Genomic DNA, 19,586 nt, shown 5'->3' on the forward strand with positions numbered 1-19,586 from the left:
CCGGGACCTCCGGCTCCCGATGTCAGCGGCCGCACGATCCGTCTGCCCGCACCCGGACCTGAACACCTGCCCAGACGTGCCAGGAGTGAGAGCGATGCACCAGAAAGCCGAAGCGTTCGCGAGCGCCGACGCCCGCGAACCTGCGACCTACGACCTCGTCATCCGTCGCGCACATGTCTTCGACGGCCGCCAGGCGCTGACCGGTCTGTACGACGTCGCCATCGACGGCACAGAGATCGCCTCCGTATCGGCCGAACCGCTCAGGGGCGGCCAGGGGGTGGACGCGGCCGGAGGATGGGTCATGCCGGGACTGATCGACACGCATGTCCACTTCTACGATGTGCGCGCGGTCTCTGGTCCTGACTCGATGCGGGCCTTCGAGGAGAACGAGCTCCCCGGACGGCTCGGGCTGTTCCTCGACCACGGGGTCACCACCATCAAGTCGGTGGGCGATCCGACGGGCGGAATCCTGGACACACGGGCCAGAATCGCCGAAGGCACACTGCGCGGCCCGCGACTGCTGGCGACCGGTTGCGGTATCACGGGACGCGACGGGCACCCCGCCGCCACCGTCTTCAGCGACAACCCCTGGGCGCGCGAGCGCTTCACGGGAGAGGTCGGCAGCGTGCAGGAGATCCGCGACCTGGTGCACCACCTCGCCGACCGCAAGGTGGACGCGATCAAACTCCTGTCAGAGGGCGCGTGCGCACACTCCGGCGGGCCGAAATACCTCTGGCAGAATCCCGCCTTTCCGGATGGTGTCGAGCTGGAACGACTTCCCCTCGACCTCCTTCGGGCAGGTATCGAGGCCGGGCACGAGCGGGGCCTTCGGGTCACCGTCCACACCACCCAGCAAGCCGCGGCACGCGAGGCGATCGAGGCCGGGGCGGACGGCCTGGAGCACGGTGTCACCGTCGAGCCCCTCACCGACCGCTCGCTCATCGACCTGATGCTCGAACACGACATCACCTACACACCCACGCTCTGGATCGACGACGCCCACCCGGACGCCCGTGGCAATCTCCAGAAGGTCGCCGAGGCCGGCGTGCACATCGCGCTGGGCAGCGACACCTTCAGCGGCCGGGGCCTGTTCGGAGCCAACACTCTGGAAGAGGCCGAACTCATGGTGGCGACCGGGATGACGCCCACCCAGGTACTGGCCGCAGGCACCAGCGGCGCGTCGCGGCAGTGCGTCCGCCCCGACCTCGGCACGGTGGCCCCCGGCCGGCGCGCCGACCTGCTCGTGCTGAACGCCGATCCCACCGCGGACATCGGCAACCCTGCGCGACCTCAGCGTGGTGATCCTGAACGGCGAACTCGCCGTCGACAAGCGCCGGGCGTGTTGACCCGCAGGGATGTTGTGCACGCGGGTGGTGGGTGGCTGGCCGCCGGAGATCGAGGAGGCTCCCCCTAACCGATCGAGAAGACGGCACCGGGTGCGGCATGGTCGATGGGGCCGTCGAACCGCGCCGAGGCACGTGCCACCGCCTGTTGCGGGGTGAGGGAACGGCCGACGTGGGTGACGATCAGCCTGCCCGCCCGGGCCGCGCCGGCCGTGTCACCGGCGTCTTCGGGCGTGTGGTGCACCTGCTCGCCCTCGGGCGGCGTCCGGTCGCTCTCCGCCTCACACAGCAGCACATCGCATCCCTCGGCCAGCCGCGTGAGGTTCGCGCACGGTGCCGAGTCCCCGGAGTAGACCAACGACCGGCCCTCGGCCTCGATACGCACGGCGAAGGCCGGAACACCGTGCGCCACAGCCCGGCTGGTCATGGTGAGGGCGCCGACGCGTGCCTGATGACCGTCCACCAGCTCATGGACGGCGAAGGCGGACTCGACCAGGCTGCGCGTCGAGGTGTTGGTGAGGAAGTGGGCCAACCGGTCGGCGATGCCCGGCGGCCCGTACAGGGGGATGGGCGCGGCGAGTCGTATGTCCGCGTAGAGCGCCGCGTAGTAGGCGGTGAGCAGGTCCGCGCTGTGATCGGCATGCAGGTGCGAGATCCAGATGGCGTCCAGCTCATCGAGCCGGGCATGCCGCTGCAGCTGAGCCAGCGTTCCGCTGCCCGCGTCCACCCAGACCCGGGTGCCGCCGCTGGAAACCAGGTAGCCGGAGCACGGGTTGTCCACGCTCGCGTAGGGCGTCGCACTCCCCAGGACGGTGAGACGGAGAAGATCGCTTGTCATCCGGGGAGTCTACGGAACGCTTGGCCCGCAGGTGCCGACACTTCGGGGCCTGGGTCGGTGGCGCCCCGGGAAGCCCAGCCGTCGACTTTCCAGCCGGGTGCTGTGGACAGGTCTTCCGATAGCACTCCTCCGGCAGGAGCTGTCCACACCCGCGTGGGCTGCCGGCCACGTGCTCCCATCCCCGAGCGGCTCCGGCGTCTCTTTGCTCAACTCCATGGGGTTGGCGTATTCGGTGATCCGCTCCGCGCTGGGCAGGCACGGCTCGGGCAGGTAGCTGCCGGGCTGCACCGCGGGCGGTGCCACATCCTTCGCGTACAGCTACGCGGCCGGCGACATCGCCATGGTTCCCTCATACGGCTGGGCGGCCACCCGTTCCAGCGCCGGCCGACCCGGTGCGGAAGACGTGGTCATGCCGACGATCAGGAAGCGCCGCTGGTCCTGGAACCACGGAGTCCGTTCATGGGGGTACTGCCACCCCCTGGGTACCAGGTCCGCCTGTACGGGAGGATGAGGACGTGACAGAGACCAGGCCCTTCGGGCAGGAGCGGTGACGGTGGCAATGCGGGTGGTTCCGCTTACCGGCGGACCGGTGGAGCTACGTGGTGCGCTGGACGCAGAGATCACGCCGGCGGGGGTGATGCCGCGCCGGTTGCCCGCTTGGACCAAGGAGCAGTACCAGGATCCGTCGGTCTACGGGGTGACCGTGATGCCTTCGGGCGTGCGGCTGGTGTTCCGCACCGACGCACGTGAGCTGGAACTCGAGGTGCTCACCTCCACAGGACAGCTGGACGGCGACCCCCGGCCCCGCCCGACCGGGGTGCTCGAGCTGCTGGTGAACGGCACCCTGGCCGGGCGCCGGCAAGCGCCGGTGGGCAACGTGCTGCGGATGGCAGGCCCCGGGAGCGTGCAGCGCCTGGTTCCGGGCGAGCCGGGGACCGTGCGGTTCACCGGGCTACCGGCCGGCATGAAGGACGTCGAACTGTGGCTGCCGCAGCAGACCCCCACGGAACTGGTGGCACTGCGCGCCGACGGCGACGTGCTACCGCCCCTACCGGACGGTCGGCGCCGCTGGGTGCACCACGGCAGCTCCATCAGCCACTGCATCGAGGCTGACGGTCCGACCGGCACCTGGCCGGTGGTGGCGGCCTCACTCGGAGGGGCGGAGGTGGTCAACATCAGCCAAGCGGGTAACGCGTTGCTGGATCCGTATATCGCCCGGACGATCCGCGACATGCCCGCCGACCTGATCAGCCTCAAGGTAGGCATCAACATCGTCGGCCTCGCCGTCTTCCGGCTGCGGACGTTCGGCCCGGCGGTCCACGGATTCTTGGACACGATCAGGGACGGGCACCCGGACACCCCGCTGCTGCTGATGTCACCGGTCAGTTGTCCGGCACTCGAGGAGACCCCCGGCCCGACCACGACGGGCCCGGACGGGAAGATCACCGCCCTGGGAGACCCGGCAGAGGTGGCCACTGGGGCGCTGACCCTCGCGGTAGTCCGTGCCGAGCTCGAACGGATCGTGACGGCACGGCAGAAACGTGACCCCAACCTCCACTATCTCGACGGCCGTGTCCTGCTCGGCCCGGAGGAGGCCGCCGATCTCGCCGACGGTCTTCATCCCACCGCCCCCGCATACCGACGGATGGGCCAACGCTTCGCCACCCATGCCTTCGCGCACGACGGCCCCTTCCGCTGAACGACGCGCTGTGGACCCGACGCTGACGGAACAGGCACTGCCGACCCGCTTCGGCAGTCGCAGCGTCCTGCTCACCACGAAGGACAGTCGGTCGCTGTGTATCACCCCCGGCCACGAGGACGAGGTCCCTCCTCGCTTCGCCCGCCGACCTGCTCGTCACCCCGTCCTGACCCGCTCGACTGCCGACCATGCCGAGGTTGAAGAAGCCGGATCCGCGAGGGTGGACATGACCGCCGGCGTCGCACGCTCACAGCGGAGGACCCCTGCCCGTCGGGCCGGGGTCCTCCGGTCGCGGTCCGGGGTCCTCCGGTCGCGGTCCGGGGCCCTGCTCAGGCGCAGGGCCCCGGTAGGTGCCGAAAGCCCACACGTTGCCCTCCGAATCCCGCACGGTGCACACGTACGCGGCAGCACCCGGCCCGAACCGGGCCTCATGAGGCGCCTCGAGAACCTCGCCGCCGGCGTCGACCACCCGCCGGTGCACCGCGTCCACGTCGTCACCCACCACGCAGACCGCACTGGTTCCCGCCCGCATCCGGCCGTGCACGCCGCCCGTGTGCCGGGTCGACCCGAACACCAGCGCACCACCGCCCGGCCGACACGGCTCGGCGTGCCCGATCCCGCCGTGCTCGTCCGGCGCCGCCACCAGCAGGAGTCCCGGAGCTGTTCCGGCCATTGGCTCACTGAACCCTCAACGTCCCGGGAGGCGTGCCGGGATTCCGTCCATGGCCGGTGGCGGGCGCGTCGCAGGCACCGTTGGTGTGCGGTCGCGATGAGTTGGACAGCGTCGGAGACCAGCCGCACCCTGCCACGGCAGCAGCGGCCGGCAGCAAGTCCAGGCCGTGGCTGCCTGGTCGAGGCGGCGTGACGGCCGTGCTGCCGACCGGGCCGGCACCAGTCGCGGTCACCTCATCGTCCCACCGCTCGCCCCCGGGCCGCCGGACCCAGGGCCGGCCTTCGGAGACTGGTCGTGGTCTCGGACATAGACGGTGACTCGCGCCCCGTTGACATGGGTTGTTCCGTGCTCGCGGAAGTGCCGCCGCAGGGTGCTTGTCTTCGCCTCCTCCTGCGGGTCGGTGAGCGAATGCGCACCCGCCGCGCGGACCGCGACGATCCGGTCGAACTCCAGCATGCGTGCCGCGATGTCCTGGGCGGGAAGCTCGACACCTGCAAGTGTGTTCGACGAAACGGGGTCCTGTGCCAGGGCGAGATCCGTCAGGAGACGGGTGTCCTCGGGATTGGCCGCGGTCAGGAGCCGGTGCTGGCCGGAGAGATAGAGCAGCCCGTCGCCGGGACGGCCTTCCTTGCGTACGGTGGCGCCGATGGCGGTGGCGTCATTGCTCCGGCTCTGGGGCGTCCTCAGCGCCAGGCTCGGCTGGACCAGCGCGGCCAGTACGGCAACCGCCGCCGTCCACGCGATCCACGCACGGTGGGAAGACTGCTGCCGCCGGTGGAAGTAATCCATCCAGGCGCCCAGCAGCAAGGCGATGCCGATATTGCTGTAGAGCACGTACCGGTCGACGAAAAGGGGCTTGACCAGTGAGACGATCAGCAGCAGAACGCCCGGGAGCACAAGGATCGGCACGGCCAGCACGGAAAGCCGCAGGGGTCCCCTCACCCGCAGGGGCACTCGGGCACACGCCACGCCCACGACCGCCACCACCAGGAAATAAAAAGGCCGCACGGGTCCGCCGATCCAGGACACCTGCCCCGACTGCCCCGCGCTGCAGATCGCCAGCGGCGACAGCCCGGCCACAACGCCGGCGGCAGCCGCACTCCACGCCCTCAGCACCGGTCGTGGAACACGGGAGACGACCAGTGTGACGCCGTGTGCGACCAGGGCGAGGACCGCGAACTCATGGAGCAGACAGGCCAGCAGCATGGTGAGGCCATAGACCGCCCACCGCCACCGGACGCGATGCGGGACGCTGACCACGAGCGCATAGGTGGCCCAGGTGACCAGGGCACAGACCATGGCATACGAGCGGCCTTCCTGCGCGTACTTCTGTACCTGGGGAAGGAGCGGAAACACCAGCCCGGCCAGCAGCCCGGCAAGGGGCCCCGCCAGGCGTAGTCCGAGAAGCCCGACTCCGCTCGCCGCCACGGACGTTGCCAGCACGGACGGCAGCCGCAACGTCAGCAGCCCTCCGCCGAAGAGACCGAAGATCTCATGCATCACGGCGTAGTGGAGGGCATGGACCAGATCGACATGCTGGGCGGTGTGCCATATCTGTGCAAGATCGCGGTGCGCGAGCTGATAGGTGACGGACTCGTCCCCCCACATGGTGTTCTTCCTGCGGATGCCCCACAGCCCCAGGGCGATGGCCAGCGACAAGGGCGCGATGACGACGACGGCTTCGGCCGGTCCCGGTGATGGCCGGCGGGCGGGAGCGGGAGGCAGGACCGTCCTGGCCGCGGGGGCACGTTCATCGAGGAACATCGGCGGCAGGGCCTTTCAGCGGTGACGAAGAGACTCCGCCAGCGTGCCCGGACCTCGTTGACCGGTTGCTGACCCGACCTGACCGGCCGATCAGGAAGGCGGGCCGTCGCTGTGCGAGGCTGCACCACATGCGCATCCTGGTGATCGAAGACGAGGTGGACCTTGCTCACACCCTGCACAACGGTCTCACCGCCGAGGGTTACAGCGTCGATCTCGCCCATGACGGCCGACAGGGACTCTGGATGGCCCGGAACGGCGAATACGCTGTTGTCGTACTGGACTTGATGCTGCCCGGACTCAACGGCTACAAGGTCTGCGCCCAGCTGCGCCGGGAGGGCAACGCGACCCCCATCCTGGTGCTCACCGCCAAGGACGGGGAGTGGGATCAGGCAGAGGCCCTGGACACGGGGGCCGATGACTACCTGGCCAAACCCTTCTCCTACACGGTGCTCGTCGCACGGCTGCGGGCCCTGCTCAGACGAGCCGCCGCGGCCGCCCCGCCCGTCCTCGCCGTGGGCGACCTCTCGTTGGATGTCGCCGGCCGGGTCTGCCGCCGGGCCGGGGCCCGGGTGGAACTCACACCCCGGGAGTTCGCCGTGCTGGAGCTGCTGGCCCGCCGGGCGGGCCAGGCGGTCTCCAAATCCGATCTGCTCTATCACGCGTGGCCCGACGAAGCCTGGGATCCCAACCTGGTGGAGGCGCGCGTCAGCGCCCTCCGCAAGAAGGTGGACGCCGCGTTCCACCGGCAGTCCCTGCAGACCGTACGGGGTACCGGCTACCGGCTGGTGGACGACCGTGAACGCGACTGAGCCGCGACGCCGCTGGTGGCCGCGGTCGATACGGGCCCGCACGGCCCTGGCCGCTGCCTCGGCCGCCGCCGTCATCCTGGCCTGCATCGGCTGGTGGGTACACCACGACGTCTACCGCCAGGGCACGCAGATCGCCGAAGAACAAGCCGCGGTACAGCTCTGGGCTCTCGTCGATCAGCTGAACGAGGGTGTGGTGCCCGTGCGCACAAGCGCCGTGCCGTACGAGGTCGTCGCGACCGGCCGACGCTCCGCCGTCGCCTACGGCGGAGGCATGGCCGACTTCGATCCCGGTACCCGCCATGTGCTGCCCGCCCCGACCGGGCAAGGGTCGCCCAGTTTCGTCCGCCTGCCGGTGAACCGCGACTACAACCCCGGGCTCAGCGGCGACATGGCCGGCGGGACCCATCGGGTGGTAACCGCCGAAATCAACGCCGATGAACTGAGCAGCGACAAAGCCGCCGCCCTGGGCGTCGCCGCCGACGCCAAGCTGCGGGTCTATGTGGTGGTGCTCCCGGACACGGCCGAGGCGATCAGCGAGACCACCGACCGCCTGCTGCTGCGGGCCGGGCTCGTCGGCCTCGTACTGATCGCCGCCGCCGCCTACTTCGCCGTCCGCATCGCGTTGCGGCCGGTCGAAGCCATCCGCGTCCTCACTGCCTCGGTCACCGCGAGTGACCCCCGCGAACGCGTCACCGTCCCCGCCACGGGACACGAGATCACCGCGCTGGCCACCACCATCAACACCACCCTGCAACGCCTCGACGACGCCGCCGCCCAGCAACGGCGCTTCGTCGCGGACGCCGCCCACGAACTACGCAGCCCCCTCACCACACTGCTGGCCAGCCTGGAAGTCGCGCTCGCCTACCCGGAACGCACCGACTGGCCCGCCGCGGCCACCACCGCCGCACGACAGACCCGCCGCCTCCAGGCCCTCGCCGAAGACCTGCTGCTCCTCGCCCGCCTCGACACCCGCGCCCCCACAGCCGGCCCCGAAACCATCGACCTGACAGCCCTCGCCTCCCGGCTGACCGAGCAATACCCGTTCGACGAACGGCCGTTGACCCTCACCTTCGACAGCACGGCCCCCGCACACGCACAGGGAAACCCCGACGAATTCGAACGACTGCTGCGCAACCTCATCGACAACGCCGCCCGCCACGCCGCACACCGCATCCAGATCAGCATCCGAAACGAGGACGCCTGGGTCGTCCTCACGGTGCACGACGACGGACCGGGCGTGCCCACCGAGGACGCCGAGCGCATCTTCGAACGCTTCGTCCGGCTCGACGACGCCCGCTCCCGCGACCACGGTGGCACCGGCCTGGGCCTCGCCATCGCCCGTGACCTGGCCCACCGCCACCGAGGCACGCTCACCCTCACCCCCCGGACCCTCGGAGCGTGCTTCCAGCTACGCCTTCCACGAGCCCCCACCCCGGCCGGGAAGTGACGCGCTTCACCGCGGCAGCCAGTAGCGGTTCGACCAGCCCGGCCATGACGCGCACGCCCGCTCCGGGACACCGGGAGGCCTCCGAGGGACGCGGCGTGCACACGGGTGCTGGCTCCGCGGCGGTGTGTCGGGGCACGTCCCAGCCGCTTCGCTGCGTCCGGGCCCGTCGTGCGACGCGGCCACGGGACAACGCACGCGGCCCTCCCCTTCCCGTGCCGCCGGCCGGAAGCGGGGACTTCGCGTGCGGTTCGCCGCCCCCCTCTCACGGTCACATGACCTGTATGGAAGCCGACGAGCGGGGCAGACGGTCCGCCTGACCCTTGGGAGGATGCCATGACGACGACGGAGCAGCCGGTCGGGTCGGTGACGAAGGAGACCACCTGCTGTGGACACGCCGACAGCCACTGCCCGGGCCCTGGTGCCGAGACGACGGAAACCCCACGTGAGCGGGTCAACCGCCGCTGGAACGAGATACTCCAGGAGACCCGGGTCACCCAGACGGGCGTGCAGATCCTCTTCGGGTTCCTGCTCAGCGTCGCCTTCACCTCCACGTTCAGACAACTGGAGGCGCTGGACCGCGGAATCTACGTCACCACAGTGGTACTCGGAGCGGCGGCCACGGCATCGCTCATAGCGCCCGTGTCCATCCACCGCTTCCTGACCGGTCAGCGCATGAAGGACGAGGTCGTGGAGACCGCCGGACGCCTGATGATGTGCGGCATGGTCCTCCTCGCGCTGACCATCGGCTGTACGCTCCTGCTGATCCTCCGTTTCGTGCTCCCCGGCGTCCTCGCCGAAATACTCGTCGGCGCCGTCATGCTGTGGTTCGGCCTGTGCTGGTACGCGCTGCCACTGCGTCTTCGCCGCCACGCCGCTCGGCGCTCCGGCACACACGACGCCTGACGCAACGCGGCACGCCACGGACGACGCGTCGCGACCGCCGGCGGCGGCAGACGACAGCTTGCTCATCCGCCATTGCCGGTCGGCGCCGCCCCAGTCGGTGTATTGGACGACGTTGCCACCGTCGGCGGTGGAGGCGGCCTGCGCCTCCACCGCCTTGCAGCTGGCGCGGTTGATCAGCCGGGCATGGCCCGCGTCACAGTGGGCCAGGCGGAAACTGGTTGGCTCCGTGGTGCCGCGTGCGCCGTCCGACCCGCGTGCTGTCGGCGGTGGACGCGCCAGAGACATCCAGCGCCTTGCCGCTGCTGCGATTCACCAGGTCTTACCAGGCGTTGGTGTCCACCGTCGCCGCCTCGGCGGGCGCCGGATTCACCGCAGCGAGCATGCCGATCGCGAGGGTCGCCGCCACCACGGCGGCGACCCGTCAGGTGCGGGTCCAGCGTTGGTTGCCGCCGTTCGAGCAGGAGTAGAGCTGGATCTGGGTGCCGTTGGCGGTGCCGCCCGCGACGGCGTCGAGGCAGAGGCCGGACTGGACGCCGACGATGGATCCGTCGGAGCCGAGGCGCCATTTCTGGTTGTCGCCGCCCCAGCAGCTGTAGATCTGGACTTTGGTGCCGTTGCCGGTGCCGGCGGCGTCCAGGCACTTGTTGCCGTAGACCCTGAGTTCGCCGGCGGTGGTGTACGTCCACTGCTGGTTGGTGCCGCTGTGGCAGTCCCACAGCTGGAGCTGGGTGCCGTCGGTGGTACTGGTGCCGGGCACGTCCAGGCAGCGGCCCGAACCGACGCCCTTGATCTGTCCGGTGTCCGCGGGGGGTTGCGAGGAGTCGCCGCCGTTGAGCGCGTTGAGGACGGCGGTGTAGGCGGGCTTCTTGCTGCCGTCGTTGTTGAACAGCAGCGGCCTCTGCTCCGATCGCCAGGAGTCGCTGTCGCGCACGCCCCAGACGGTGACGCCGAGGCAGCGCTCGACGGCCAGGCAGTCGTTGATCACGTTGGCGTAGGTCGAGGCCGGGGCACCCTGGATGTCGAGTTCGGTGACGGCCACGTCGACACCGAGGGCGGCGAAGTTCCGCAGGGTGGTGCGGAAGTTGCTGTTGTACGGGCTGCCGCTGTTGAAGTGCGACTGGAAGCCGACGCAGTCGATCGGCACGCCGCGCTGCTTGAAGTCCCGGACCATGGCGTACATGGCCTGCGTCTTGGCCCAGGTCCAGTCCTCGACGTTGTAGTCGTTGTAGCAGAGTTTGGCCGCCGGGTCGGCGGCGCGCGCGGTGCGGAAGGCGACCTCGATCCAGTCGTTGCCGGTGCGTTGCAGGTTGGAGTCCCGCCGGGCCCCCGAACTCCCGTCGGCGAAGGCCTCGTTCACGACGTCCCACTGGGTGATCTTGCCCTTGTAGTGGGCCATCACGCCGTTGATGTGGTCGATCATCGCCTGGCGCAGTGCGCTGCCGCTGAGGCTCTGCATCCAGCCGGGCTGCTGGGAATGCCAGGCCAGCGTGTGTCCGCGCACCTGCTTGCCGTTCTGCACGGCCCAGTTGTAGACGCGGTCAGCGGCGGTGAAGTTGAACTGGCCCCGCTGCGGCTCGGTGGCGTCGATCTTCATCTCGTTCTCGGCCGTCACCGAGTTGAACTCACGGCCCGCGATCGTCGTGTACGTCGAGTCGCCCAGCTTGCCCGAGGCGATGGCGGTGCCGAAGTAGCGGCCGCTCTGCGCGGCCGCGGCGCCGAGCGTGCTCTCGGCGGCGTGTACGGTCGGCGGCGCGACCAGTGTGACGACCGCGCCGAGGGCCCCGACGACCAACCCCAACAGCAGGCCGCGGATCGTCCGACGGGTAACGGGTCTGGGAAGGGCGTAGAAGCCCATGGCTGTGCCTCCAAGGTAGAACTCACGGAAGGACTGAAGCGCAGGGGAATGCGTCGTCCGCTTTCACTCGGCAGACGGACGGGCCGGTCCGTCACCCAAGCAAGCCCGGTATCAACCGGACGCCGCGCTCCTGGGACCGGGACCTCCTCAACCGGCACGGACGGCACCCGGTCGGTCGTCGGGCGACGTACGGCGGACTGCGGCGGGGTTTCGACACAGGCATGGGGCACTCCATCGCGGCTCAGCCGGGGGACCGCAACGCGGCGTCGCGCACCTCTCCAACTGCGCGAAGAGCCAGGTGCGTCGGTGCGAACCTCACCGGAACGAAAAGGGGTGGCGCAGGTGCTCTGGGGCGAATCTGCCGTGCAGCGGTGCATGGATCTGCCATGCGGCACGGCTGGCTCAGGGCCGGTGTGGTCGACATCTCGAACCTCGCTCGACCCTCAGACAGGGATGATTGAGGTTTTGACGGTGGATCGTCAATACTTTGCACAGAAGTAGTTTCGGTCTCGCGCGCGAAACTTTCTGCTTTCTGGTGAGCCGGACGCCACGGTCGGCACGAAGCCTGTCACGCCCGGAGGGGAGGCACTGCATGTGGAGAGATCGGCCACAGGCCTTGACCGGAGTGCTCCGGATTCCTAACTTGTGGCGTCACAGCATTCGGACACCCTCCGAAATGTTTCGAGCCGGTCCCCTGCCCCCGGCACATCCGCCCGCGGTGTGCCGTGGTCACCTCCCGCCCACCCCCCGAAGGAGCTCCTCTGATGTGGTTTCGCCACTCGCCCCCGATCCGCCTGAAACGCTTACTCGCCGTCCTCGCGCCCTTGCTGCTCGTGGCCACCTTCCTCGGTGCCCAGCCCGCCGGCGCGGCGACCGTGGACCCCAACGCCTCGTACGTGCTGGTCAACCGCAACAGCGGCAAGGCACTGGATGTCTACAACATGGCGACCGACGACGGCGCCCGCATCACCCAGTGGACCAGGAACGGTCAGAACCAGCAGCAGTGGCAGTTCGTCGACTCCGGGGACGGCTACTACCGCATCAAGTCCCGCCACTCGGGCAAGGTGCTGGACGTCTACAACTGGTCCACCGCGAACGGCGGCTCGATCGTCCAGTGGGCCGACCTGAACGGCACCAACCAGCAGTGGCGGCTGGCCGACAGCTCGGACGGCTACGTGCGGTTCGTCTCGCGCCACAGCAACAAGGCCCTCGAAGTGCAAGGCGCCTCCACCGCCGACAACGCGAACATCGTCCAGTACGACGACTGGGGCGGCGCCAACCAGCAGTGGCAGTTGGTCAAGGTCGGCGGCGACAACCCCGGCCCGTGCGAACTCCCGTCGACGTACCGCTGGTCATCGACGGGCGCGCTGGCGCAGCCGAAGCCGGGGTGGGTCTCGCTCAAGGACTTCACCGTCGTCCCCTACGACGGCAGGCAACTCGTCTATGCGACGACGCATGACACCGGGACGAGGTGGGGCTCGATGAACTTCGGCCTGTTCACCCATTGGCCGGAGATGGCCTCGGCCAGTCAGAACACGATGTCAGCCAGCACCGTCGCTCCCACGCTCTTCTACTTCGCGCCGAAGAACATCTGGGTGCTCGCCTACCAGTGGGGCGGGACCGCCTTCTCCTACCGGACGTCGAGCGATCCCACCAACCCGAACGGCTGGTCGTCCCAGCAGGTGCTCTTCTCCGGAAGCATCCCCGACTCCGGCACAGGACCCATCGACCAGACGCTCATCGGTGACGGGACGAACATGTACCTGTTCTTCGCCGGTGACAACGGCAAGATCTACCGGGCCAGCATGCCGATCGGGAACTTCCCGGGCAGCTTCGGCGCGACCTCGACGGTGGTCATGAGCGATACGACGAACAACCTGTTCGAGGCTCCGCAGGTCTACAAGCTGCAGGGCCAGAACCGCTACCTCATGATCGTCGAGGCGATCGGCTCGCAGGGCCGCTACTTCCGCTCGTTCACGGCCACCAGTCTGAACGGCTCATGGACGCCCCAGGCCGCGACCGAGAGCAATCCCTTCGCCGGCAAGGCCAACAGTGGCGCCACCTGGACCAACGACATCAGCCATGGCGAACTGATCCGCACCAGCCCGGATCAGACCATGACCGTCGACCCCTGCAATCTGCAGTTGCTCTACCAGGGGCGCAGCCCCGGCTCCGGCGGTGACTACGGCCTCCTGCCCTACCGTCCGGGTCTGCTGACACTGCGGCGCTGACGGTCTGACACGCGTACGGCTCCGGTCTGGAGCCGGTGTGGCGGGCTCGGCGGAAGGCCGAGCCCGCCGGGCTCACGCGACAACGCCAGCGCTCCAACCCGCGCACCGCGACATCCACAAAGCCCGCAATGGGGCGAACGCTGCTTCAACCGGGACGACGATGTCGTGGCGGGAGTGGTATCTCCCCCGCTACGGCATCACCGTGTACGGGCAGCTGTTCTTCCGGGACGGCGATACTCGCCATGCCTTCACGGCCACCGACGGTGTGGCCCGCTGCATCGGCGGCCGCAACAAGGCAAGCCCGTCCGGGTTGCCTACCGTCCGCGGAGACCCACGAACGCCGTCGTCTGCTCCGGCCTGGGCGATCGGGTGGGCATGCCGGCCGTGCTCCTGGCCGTCGGCGCCATCGCGGGGTTCCTCGACTACGGGACGTACCGGCTCGTGGTCCCCGCGTCCGGAGGGTGACGCGCGTGTCGACGACTGATCCCATCCCGCGCCTCCTCGCGGCAACGGGGACGCCGGACTCCGCCCCGCAATGCGCACGGTCGCCGAGCTGACCGCCGCGGCGGGGGCCGAGCCGCTCCCCCATGCCGCATCAGGATCGTGAGCGCGATGGCCGCCACCGCCTTCGCGGTGGCGGTGAACGCGGCACTGCCGGGACGCGCCGTCGGGCAAGGAGCCGGTCGACGGTCGAAGGCTCCTCACCACTCGTCACAGAGGAACGCCGACGAGGAGAAGGCCACCGGCCTCATCCTCTTCCGGCAGGGCCGGTCACCACACCCCCCTGCTCCACAGCGCGCCGAGCAGGAAGGTGCCGACCCGCGCCGCCGCCTCGGGCCCGCGGGGGCCCGTCGTACGGACCGTCAGCGGCAGCAGTAGCACGGCCCCCGGCCGCAGCCCGACCGTGCCGCGGGCGACCGGATGGCCGGGACCGTCAGCCCCTCCGCCTTCCGGCTCGGTGATGTCGAAGACCAGATGCCCCGGCCGCAGTAGGGCTCCCGGGAGCCGCTGGCGGCCGAGCAGGCGGAGGCCGCGGCCACCGGGGGTGGTGAAGTCCAGCCGGTAGTGGGCTGTGCCGTCGCCGGCGGTGACCCGCACCTCGCCCCGGACGGCGAGTCCGCTCCCCAACGGGGGCCAGTCGAGCCGGCCCTCGGCCCGGGCCCGCGGATCCGGGTCGTCCAGGAAGGCATCGGCGTCGTCCACGGTGACGGCGAGCGCCAGCCGGGCCCGTCCTCGCTCCCCGCCGGGTCCGGCGGACACGGAGCAGACACCGTGGAGAGTCTGCGCGAACGTCAGCGAGGTCGCCCGGCGGTGGCCCGGGACCGGGCGCACCGCGGGCACCGGAGGCGGCTGCTCCAGCATCCGGCGGGCGGCGCGGTCGGCGAACGCGGCGATGGTCAGCGACGGGTTGGCGCCCACCGGTCCTGGCATGGCCGCCCCGTCGACGACGTACAGCCCGGGATGGCCGAACACCTCGCCGAACGGGTCGCAGACCGCCTCCCGGGGGCCGGTCCCGATCGGTGCGCCGCCCACCGGGTGCACTGTGATCACGCGCCCGCCGCGGCCCAGCGGATTGTCGGCGAACCCGGCCTCCAGCGCCCCGGCCAGGCCCCGCATCGCCGCTCGCATGCCGTCGAAGTAGGCCCGGCTGGCACGCGATGTCCAGTCCACGGCGAGCCGGCCGCCGCGCAGCGCGAGACGCCCGTCGGGGACGTCCCGCCCCATCCCCAGCAGCGGCAGCGACGTCTCCGTCCACAGGCCGTCGCCCAGCAGGCCGGCGAGCGAGGCGCCGATCCTGGTCTCGCCGGAGCCGCGGGCGGCCATCCGGGCGGCCAGGAAGCGGGCGGCCCGCCCGGCCCCGCGGTGCAGCCGCCCGTTCTCCACCAGCCACTGCAGGAAGGCCGGGTAGCCACCGTCCTGCACATAGCCGCCCCGGGCACCGCCCGGGACCTCCGGACCGCCGCTGTCCCCGCCCGGCCCCGGATCGGCGGCGTCGGGCAGCCGGACCGCGCCGGTGATGACCGGACCGGAGCTGGGCACCAGCGGACGCGGACGTCCCCCGGAGCGGGCGCCCAACAGGAACGCGAGGACGTCGCCGTTGGTGGAGAACCGTGAGCCCAGCGCCGGGCTCAGCCCTGGGAGTCGGTCGCGGGAGCGCAGCAGCAGCCGGACCGTGCCCAGCGCGCCGGCGGCCAGCACCAGCCGCCGGCAGTGCAGGGTTCCCCGGCCGCCGTCACCGGAGCCCGGCCCGGCGGAGCCGCCGGGGCGGACGTGCCGCGTGTAGTCGACGGCGTAACCGCCTCCCGGCATGGCGCGGACCTCCCGCACCTCGTGCAGCGTCCGCAGGTCCGCGCCGTGGTGCCGGGCCGCGGACAGATACGTGTGGTCCAGGCTGTTCTTGGCACCGTCGTTGCAGCCCACGTTGCACTCGCCGCACAGCCGGCAGGTGCGCCGGGCCGCACCGTGCAGGTTGCCGTAAGGGGTGTCCGCGAGCGGGCGGCCCGGTGCGGGCGCGGCGCCGGGCCGGGGCGCGAAGGAGACGCCGAGGGGCGGGAGCACGAAGCGGTGGCCGGTCGCGGCGGCGGCCTCGCGGAGTGCGACCGTGCGGGGGGCCGCCGCCAGGTAGGCGGGGTCGTCGAGCGGGTACGGGGTAGCGCCGAGCATCCGCTCCACCTCGTCGTAGTGCGGGTCGAGGTCGGCGCGGTCCAGTGGCCAGTGCTCCCGCCCGCCGCCCGGGAGTTCCCGGTTCCGCACGAACCAGTGTTCGTCCTTGCGCAGCAGCACATTGGCGTAGATCAGTGAGCCGCCGCCGAGGCCGCTCGCGACCACGGCATCGAACCCGCCGAACCGCCACGCGTCGTACAGACCGAACAGGCCGTCCCGGGGTGCCCAGAGCGCGCCCGCGAACTGTGCCGGGGTGCGCGGGAACGAGCCCGGCGGGTGGGCGGCACCGCGCTCCAGCACCACCACGGAGAGCCCGGCCGAAGCGAGCCGGAACGCGGCGACCGCGCCGCCGAAACCGGACCCCACCACGATCGCGTCCACCTGCTCCGCGCCCCCGGAGCCCGCGCCGGGTCCGCGCAGGCCCGGCATCTCAGCCCGCCTTCCGCTTGAGGAAGTCGATCAGGACGGGGAACACGTCGTCGGCGGCGTCGCGGCCGATGAAGGTGTCGAGATGGCCGTAGCCGGGGATCACCGCCGCCTCCCAGTCGCGGGCCCGGTGGGGGTGGCGGCGCAGCAGCTCGCGGTGGCAGCGGAGCGCGGAGTCGCCGAAGACGTGGTTGCGGTCGCCGGTGAGGAACAGGATCGCGGTGTCCGGGTCGCCGGCCTCCTCCAGGTAGTCGTCGGGCAGCACGGCGTGGCGCGGGTCGTCGGGACGGCACTTGACGGCGTGCCCGGCGCGCACCATCCGGGCCACGTGCTGGTAGTAGCCGAGGTCGCAGGGGCCGAGCAGGTCGGCGATGCGGTCGTGGGTGACCGGGTCCAGCTTGTCGTGGCCGTACAGGGCCGGCCAGCCGCTGCCCCACATGAAGCTGATCATGTGGCAGGCGGGGTTGTCGCACTCCGGGTGCGCCAGCGACACCAGCCGGGACAGCAGCCACGGCGGGGTCCACGCCGGGTTCCGGGAGGCGCGCGGGTCCAGGACCGTCGTGCCGAGCGCCCGCCGGGCCAGCAGCGGGCCCCAGGACAGCTTTCGCCGCGACCAGCCGGGCACGTCGACGGCCAGCGACACGCTGTTGCACACTAGGCTGGTCACCCCGTCCACCAGCCCGCCGAACAGGGCCATGCTGAACGAGACGGAGCCCAGGCAGTGCGCGACGACATGGATCCGCCCGCCGACCACGTGCCGCCGCAGCTCGGCCAGCGCGGCCGGCATGTCGAACAGGGCCACGTCGTCCAGGCTGTGCGGGCCCGGCTCCGTGTTGTGCGGCAGCCGGTTGCTCATCCGGAAGTCGAGCGTCCACACGTCGGTGAAGCCGGCGTCGAGCAGAGAGCCGGCCAGGTTGCGGTGCTCGGGCATCACGAAGATGTCCGACGAGGAGGTCAGCCCGTGCACCAGCAGCACCACGTCGTCGCAGTCGGCGCGGCGCAGCCGGGTCAGGTCCAGGGTCAGGCCGTCGCCGGTGCCGAACGAGTGCCGGGTCACGGCCACGTCGGCGACCCCGGCCATCGTGCCGCGGGTGGGGCGCTGTTCCATCGGATTCCTCCGTGCGTGGAAGAGGACGGCGTGGGCGGGGACACGGGCGGGGAGCTCAGCCGGAACGGGAAGGCCGGGCGGAACGGCCGCGGGACGACGGCGGCCGGGGAACCGTGTACAGGCGGGCCAGATGCGCGGCGAAGTCGAGCACGAAGGCGCCCGCGGCCCGCCCGGCGCCCGGCCCCGTGCCGCGGAAGGTGGTGAGCTGCCGCAGGAACGCGGCCGGCCCGATGCGCAGTTCGCCCTCGGCGACGACACCGTCCGGGTCCGTGACCGGCCCGTCCGTGACCGGCCCGTCCGTGACCGGCCCGTCCGTGATCTGCCCGTCCGGGGCGGGTTCTTCCGGCGCGGTCAGCGCCGCCGCCTGCTCCGTGGCGGCGACGACCCGTACGTCCAACGCGGTGGTCTCCGGCCAGATCCGACACGGCGCACCCCCGGTGAGCCTCTTGACCCCGTGCAGGATGTACGGCGTCCCGCACGCCGAGGTGAAGGGGAGGGTGTACAGCAGCCCGAGCCGCGTGGTGCGTCCGGTGGGCGCGGCCGGCGGAACGGGCACGAAGAAGTCGACGGTCCCGGCCGTCATCGGGCGGCGACCCCCGAGCGCGGGCGGCTCCACCCAGCCCTCGGCACGAGCCCGGCGGGCGCCCCGCAGAAAACCCTCGACGTCGTCCAGGGTCACCGTCAGCCGGGCGGCGGCCGGCCACCGGGCCGCCCCGGCGTCCCCCGCCGCACGCATCCAGCCCCGCAGCACCTCGGTGAACTGCACCGACGCAGCCAGCACATCGTCACCCCCGTTGCTCCCGTCACCCCCGTCGCTCCCGGCCACGACCGTGCCCGACGCCACGGCTGACCCGGCCCGTAGGCGTCAACCACCAGCGGTGATCCGGTGTCGTACCGCCGCGGTGCACCCCGCCCCGTACGACCGGCGCGGTAGCCGGGCCCCAGTCCGCACCGGACGCTGTGCGCGCCCCAGTCCGCACCGGGCGCTGTGCGCGCGCCCCGTTCCGCGACGGCGCTGGACCGGCCGGTGAGGCAGTGACTGCCGAGCCTCGGCGACCGGGTGACTCGCCGCACTCGTCCGCCTCGGACTCGACGGGGCGGGGCCCGATACAGGACGATCACGGCACCCGCCCCGAGGAAGAATCGGGACGGCGGCCCGCCCTGCCGGCCCCGCGCCGCCGCACCGTCCGTGACGAGAGCCCCGGGCCGGCACCGGGCACCTCGCCCTGGACCGCGCCTGCGGACACGGATGGTCACCCGCGGACGCGCGGCGCCGCCACCCGCCCTTCACGCCGCGTGGAGTTGGCCGGAGTACGGCCTCTCGCGAGGCGGTCGCGTCAGTGGGCACCGCCCTCGCAGATCGTGCCCGCGGAGTTCCACAGGCATGAGCGAAGCCAGACGTTGCGGACCTTGACCGTGGCGTGCTTGCCGTAGTTCCACGACTCGCTGCCCTTGCCAGCGCTCGTCTTCGCCAGGGTCCGCTGGGTGGGTATCCACTCCGACCCGTTCCAGTACTCGTAAATCACCTGCGCCAGCGCGCCGTAGCCGTCGCCGGCGGTGTCGCGCGCGTAGCCGTAGACCGACGCGTTGCCGCTGGAGCTCCAGGAGATCTCCATGTAGCTCCGGGCGCCCTTCCAGTCGGAGGAGGTGTACCGGTAGCCGGCGTAGCTCCTCCACGGGTCCTCCCAGTGGCCTGCGGCCGAGGCCTGAGGGGCGAACCCCACCACCATGGCCGCCGTCGTCGCGAAGACACCGCAGATCGTGGACATACGTCCGACGCGCATTCGATTCCCCGTTCTCGCCCGCCCCTCAGGGCGCTCTGACGT

General features: G+C 71.1%; 14 protein-coding genes and 1 pseudogene. 6 read left to right on the forward strand and 9 right to left on the reverse strand.

Annotated features, from left to right (window positions below; all coding sequences use genetic code 11):
* Nucleotides 1-94: 94 nt before the first annotated feature.
* Nucleotides 95-1,414 (forward strand): amidohydrolase family protein, encoded by a 1,320-nt coding sequence (locus tag KUM32_RS26360; RefSeq protein WP_254406159.1) that lies wholly within the window; start codon nucleotides 95-97, stop codon nucleotides 1,412-1,414.
* Here the strand turns inward: KUM32_RS26360 and KUM32_RS26365 are convergent.
* Nucleotides 1,411-2,181, reverse strand: a complete 771-nt coding sequence (locus tag KUM32_RS26365; protein WP_217144450.1) for an MBL fold metallo-hydrolase — start codon at nucleotides 2,179-2,181, stop codon at nucleotides 1,411-1,413. The two genes, KUM32_RS26360 and KUM32_RS26365, sit on opposite strands and share 4 nt — an antisense overlap.
* A gap of 559 nt (nucleotides 2,182-2,740) precedes the next feature.
* On the opposite strand from KUM32_RS26365, the gene KUM32_RS26370 reads away from it, so the two are divergent.
* On the forward strand, nucleotides 2,741-3,880 hold the full coding sequence (locus KUM32_RS26370) for an SGNH/GDSL hydrolase family protein (RefSeq protein ID WP_217144548.1): 1,140 nt from the start codon (nucleotides 2,741-2,743) through the stop codon (nucleotides 3,878-3,880).
* A gap of 247 nt (nucleotides 3,881-4,127) precedes the next feature.
* Here the strand turns inward: KUM32_RS26370 and KUM32_RS45415 are convergent, their stop codons facing one another.
* Both KUM32_RS45415 and KUM32_RS26375 read right to left on the reverse strand, forming a co-directional pair.
* Complete coding sequence (locus tag KUM32_RS45415; protein ID WP_374227556.1) at nucleotides 4,128-4,553, reverse strand: VOC family protein; 426 nt, start codon at nucleotides 4,551-4,553, stop codon at nucleotides 4,128-4,130.
* A gap of 228 nt (nucleotides 4,554-4,781) precedes the next feature.
* A complete protein-coding gene (locus KUM32_RS26375) occupies nucleotides 4,782-6,317 on the reverse strand; it encodes a glycosyltransferase family 39 protein (protein ID WP_217144451.1) in 1,536 nt (511 codons plus the stop codon).
* A gap of 128 nt (nucleotides 6,318-6,445) precedes the next feature.
* Here KUM32_RS26375 and KUM32_RS26380 point away from each other — a divergent pair, with 128 nt between their 5' ends.
* From KUM32_RS26380 to KUM32_RS26390, 3 genes are all read left to right on the forward strand, one after another.
* On the forward strand, nucleotides 6,446-7,126 hold the full coding sequence (locus KUM32_RS26380; RefSeq protein ID WP_217144452.1) for a response regulator transcription factor: 681 nt from the start codon (nucleotides 6,446-6,448) through the stop codon (nucleotides 7,124-7,126).
* Nucleotides 7,113-8,573 carry a cell wall metabolism sensor histidine kinase WalK gene (locus tag KUM32_RS26385; protein WP_217144453.1) on the forward strand — a complete coding sequence of 487 codons (1,461 nt, stop codon included), beginning with the start codon at nucleotides 7,113-7,115 and terminating at the stop codon, nucleotides 8,571-8,573. The genes KUM32_RS26380 and KUM32_RS26385 overlap by 14 nt, the downstream gene beginning before the upstream one ends.
* Nucleotides 8,574-8,906: 333 nt before the next feature.
* Nucleotides 8,907-9,476, forward strand: coding sequence for a DUF6328 family protein (locus tag KUM32_RS26390; protein ID WP_217144454.1), 570 nt, complete (start codon nucleotides 8,907-8,909; stop codon nucleotides 9,474-9,476).
* Nucleotides 9,477-9,587: 111 nt separating this feature from the next.
* On the opposite strand, the pseudogene KUM32_RS45420 reads toward KUM32_RS26390, so the two are convergent.
* Together KUM32_RS45420 and KUM32_RS26400 are read right to left on the reverse strand one after the other, a co-directional pair.
* Nucleotides 9,588-9,761: pseudogene (locus KUM32_RS45420) on the reverse strand (hypothetical protein); the annotation flags it as partial.
* A 136-nt stretch (nucleotides 9,762-9,897) separates the two neighbouring features.
* On the reverse strand, nucleotides 9,898-11,331 hold the full coding sequence (locus KUM32_RS26400) for an endo-1,4-beta-xylanase (RefSeq protein ID WP_217144455.1): 1,434 nt from the start codon (nucleotides 11,329-11,331) through the stop codon (nucleotides 9,898-9,900).
* 764 nt (nucleotides 11,332-12,095) lie between these two features.
* Between KUM32_RS26400 and KUM32_RS26405 the strand changes: the two genes are divergently transcribed.
* Nucleotides 12,096-13,562 (forward strand): non-reducing end alpha-L-arabinofuranosidase family hydrolase, encoded by a 1,467-nt coding sequence (locus KUM32_RS26405; RefSeq protein WP_217144456.1) that lies wholly within the window; start codon nucleotides 12,096-12,098, stop codon nucleotides 13,560-13,562.
* Between the two features lie 771 nt (nucleotides 13,563-14,333).
* Here KUM32_RS26405 and KUM32_RS26410 read toward each other — a convergent pair.
* From KUM32_RS26410 to KUM32_RS26425, 4 genes are all read right to left on the reverse strand, one after another.
* Nucleotides 14,334-16,655, reverse strand: coding sequence for a GMC oxidoreductase (locus KUM32_RS26410; RefSeq protein ID WP_217144457.1), 2,322 nt, complete (start codon nucleotides 16,653-16,655; stop codon nucleotides 14,334-14,336).
* 1 nt (nucleotide 16,656) lies between these two features.
* Nucleotides 16,657-17,760, reverse strand: coding sequence for an alpha/beta hydrolase (locus KUM32_RS26415; RefSeq protein WP_217144458.1), 1,104 nt, complete (start codon nucleotides 17,758-17,760; stop codon nucleotides 16,657-16,659).
* Nucleotides 17,761-17,815: 55 nt separating this feature from the next.
* Nucleotides 17,816-18,541 carry a hypothetical protein gene (locus KUM32_RS26420; protein WP_217144459.1) on the reverse strand — a complete coding sequence of 242 codons (726 nt, stop codon included), beginning with the start codon at nucleotides 18,539-18,541 and terminating at the stop codon, nucleotides 17,816-17,818.
* Nucleotides 18,542-19,097: 556 nt separating this feature from the next.
* Entirely contained in the window at nucleotides 19,098-19,544 is a 447-nt protein-coding gene (locus KUM32_RS26425) for a hypothetical protein (protein WP_217144460.1), read from the reverse strand.
* Nucleotides 19,545-19,586 lie beyond the last annotated feature (42 nt).

The sequence above is a fragment of the Streptomyces sp. AC627_RSS907 genome (assembly GCF_019049165.1).

Bases quoted from the DNA above. Each gene is read 5' to 3' on its own strand.
- KUM32_RS26360 (WP_254406159.1), top strand. From the start codon at position 95: ATGCACCAGAAAGCCGAAGCGTTCGCGAGCGCCGACGCCCGCGAACCT.
- KUM32_RS26390 (WP_217144454.1), top strand. From the start codon at position 8,907: ATGACGACGACGGAGCAGCCGGTCGGGTCGGTGACGAAGGAGACCACC.
- KUM32_RS26380 (WP_217144452.1), top strand. From the start codon at position 6,446: ATGCGCATCCTGGTGATCGAAGACGAGGTGGACCTTGCTCACACCCTG.
- KUM32_RS26375 (WP_217144451.1), bottom strand. From the start codon at position 6,317: ATGTTCCTCGATGAACGTGCCCCCGCGGCCAGGACGGTCCTGCCTCCC.
- KUM32_RS26425 (WP_217144460.1), bottom strand. From the start codon at position 19,544: ATGCGCGTCGGACGTATGTCCACGATCTGCGGTGTCTTCGCGACGACG.
- KUM32_RS26410 (WP_217144457.1), bottom strand. From the start codon at position 16,655: ATGCCGGGCCTGCGCGGACCCGGCGCGGGCTCCGGGGGCGCGGAGCAG.
- KUM32_RS26405 (WP_217144456.1), top strand. From the start codon at position 12,096: ATGTGGTTTCGCCACTCGCCCCCGATCCGCCTGAAACGCTTACTCGCC.
- KUM32_RS26370 (WP_217144548.1), top strand. From the start codon at position 2,741: ATGCGGGTGGTTCCGCTTACCGGCGGACCGGTGGAGCTACGTGGTGCG.
- KUM32_RS26415 (WP_217144458.1), bottom strand. From the start codon at position 17,760: ATGGAACAGCGCCCCACCCGCGGCACGATGGCCGGGGTCGCCGACGTG.
- KUM32_RS26400 (WP_217144455.1), bottom strand. From the start codon at position 11,331: ATGGGCTTCTACGCCCTTCCCAGACCCGTTACCCGTCGGACGATCCGC.
- KUM32_RS45415 (WP_374227556.1), bottom strand. From the start codon at position 4,553: ATGGCCGGAACAGCTCCGGGACTCCTGCTGGTGGCGGCGCCGGACGAG.
- KUM32_RS26365 (WP_217144450.1), bottom strand. From the start codon at position 2,181: ATGACAAGCGATCTTCTCCGTCTCACCGTCCTGGGGAGTGCGACGCCC.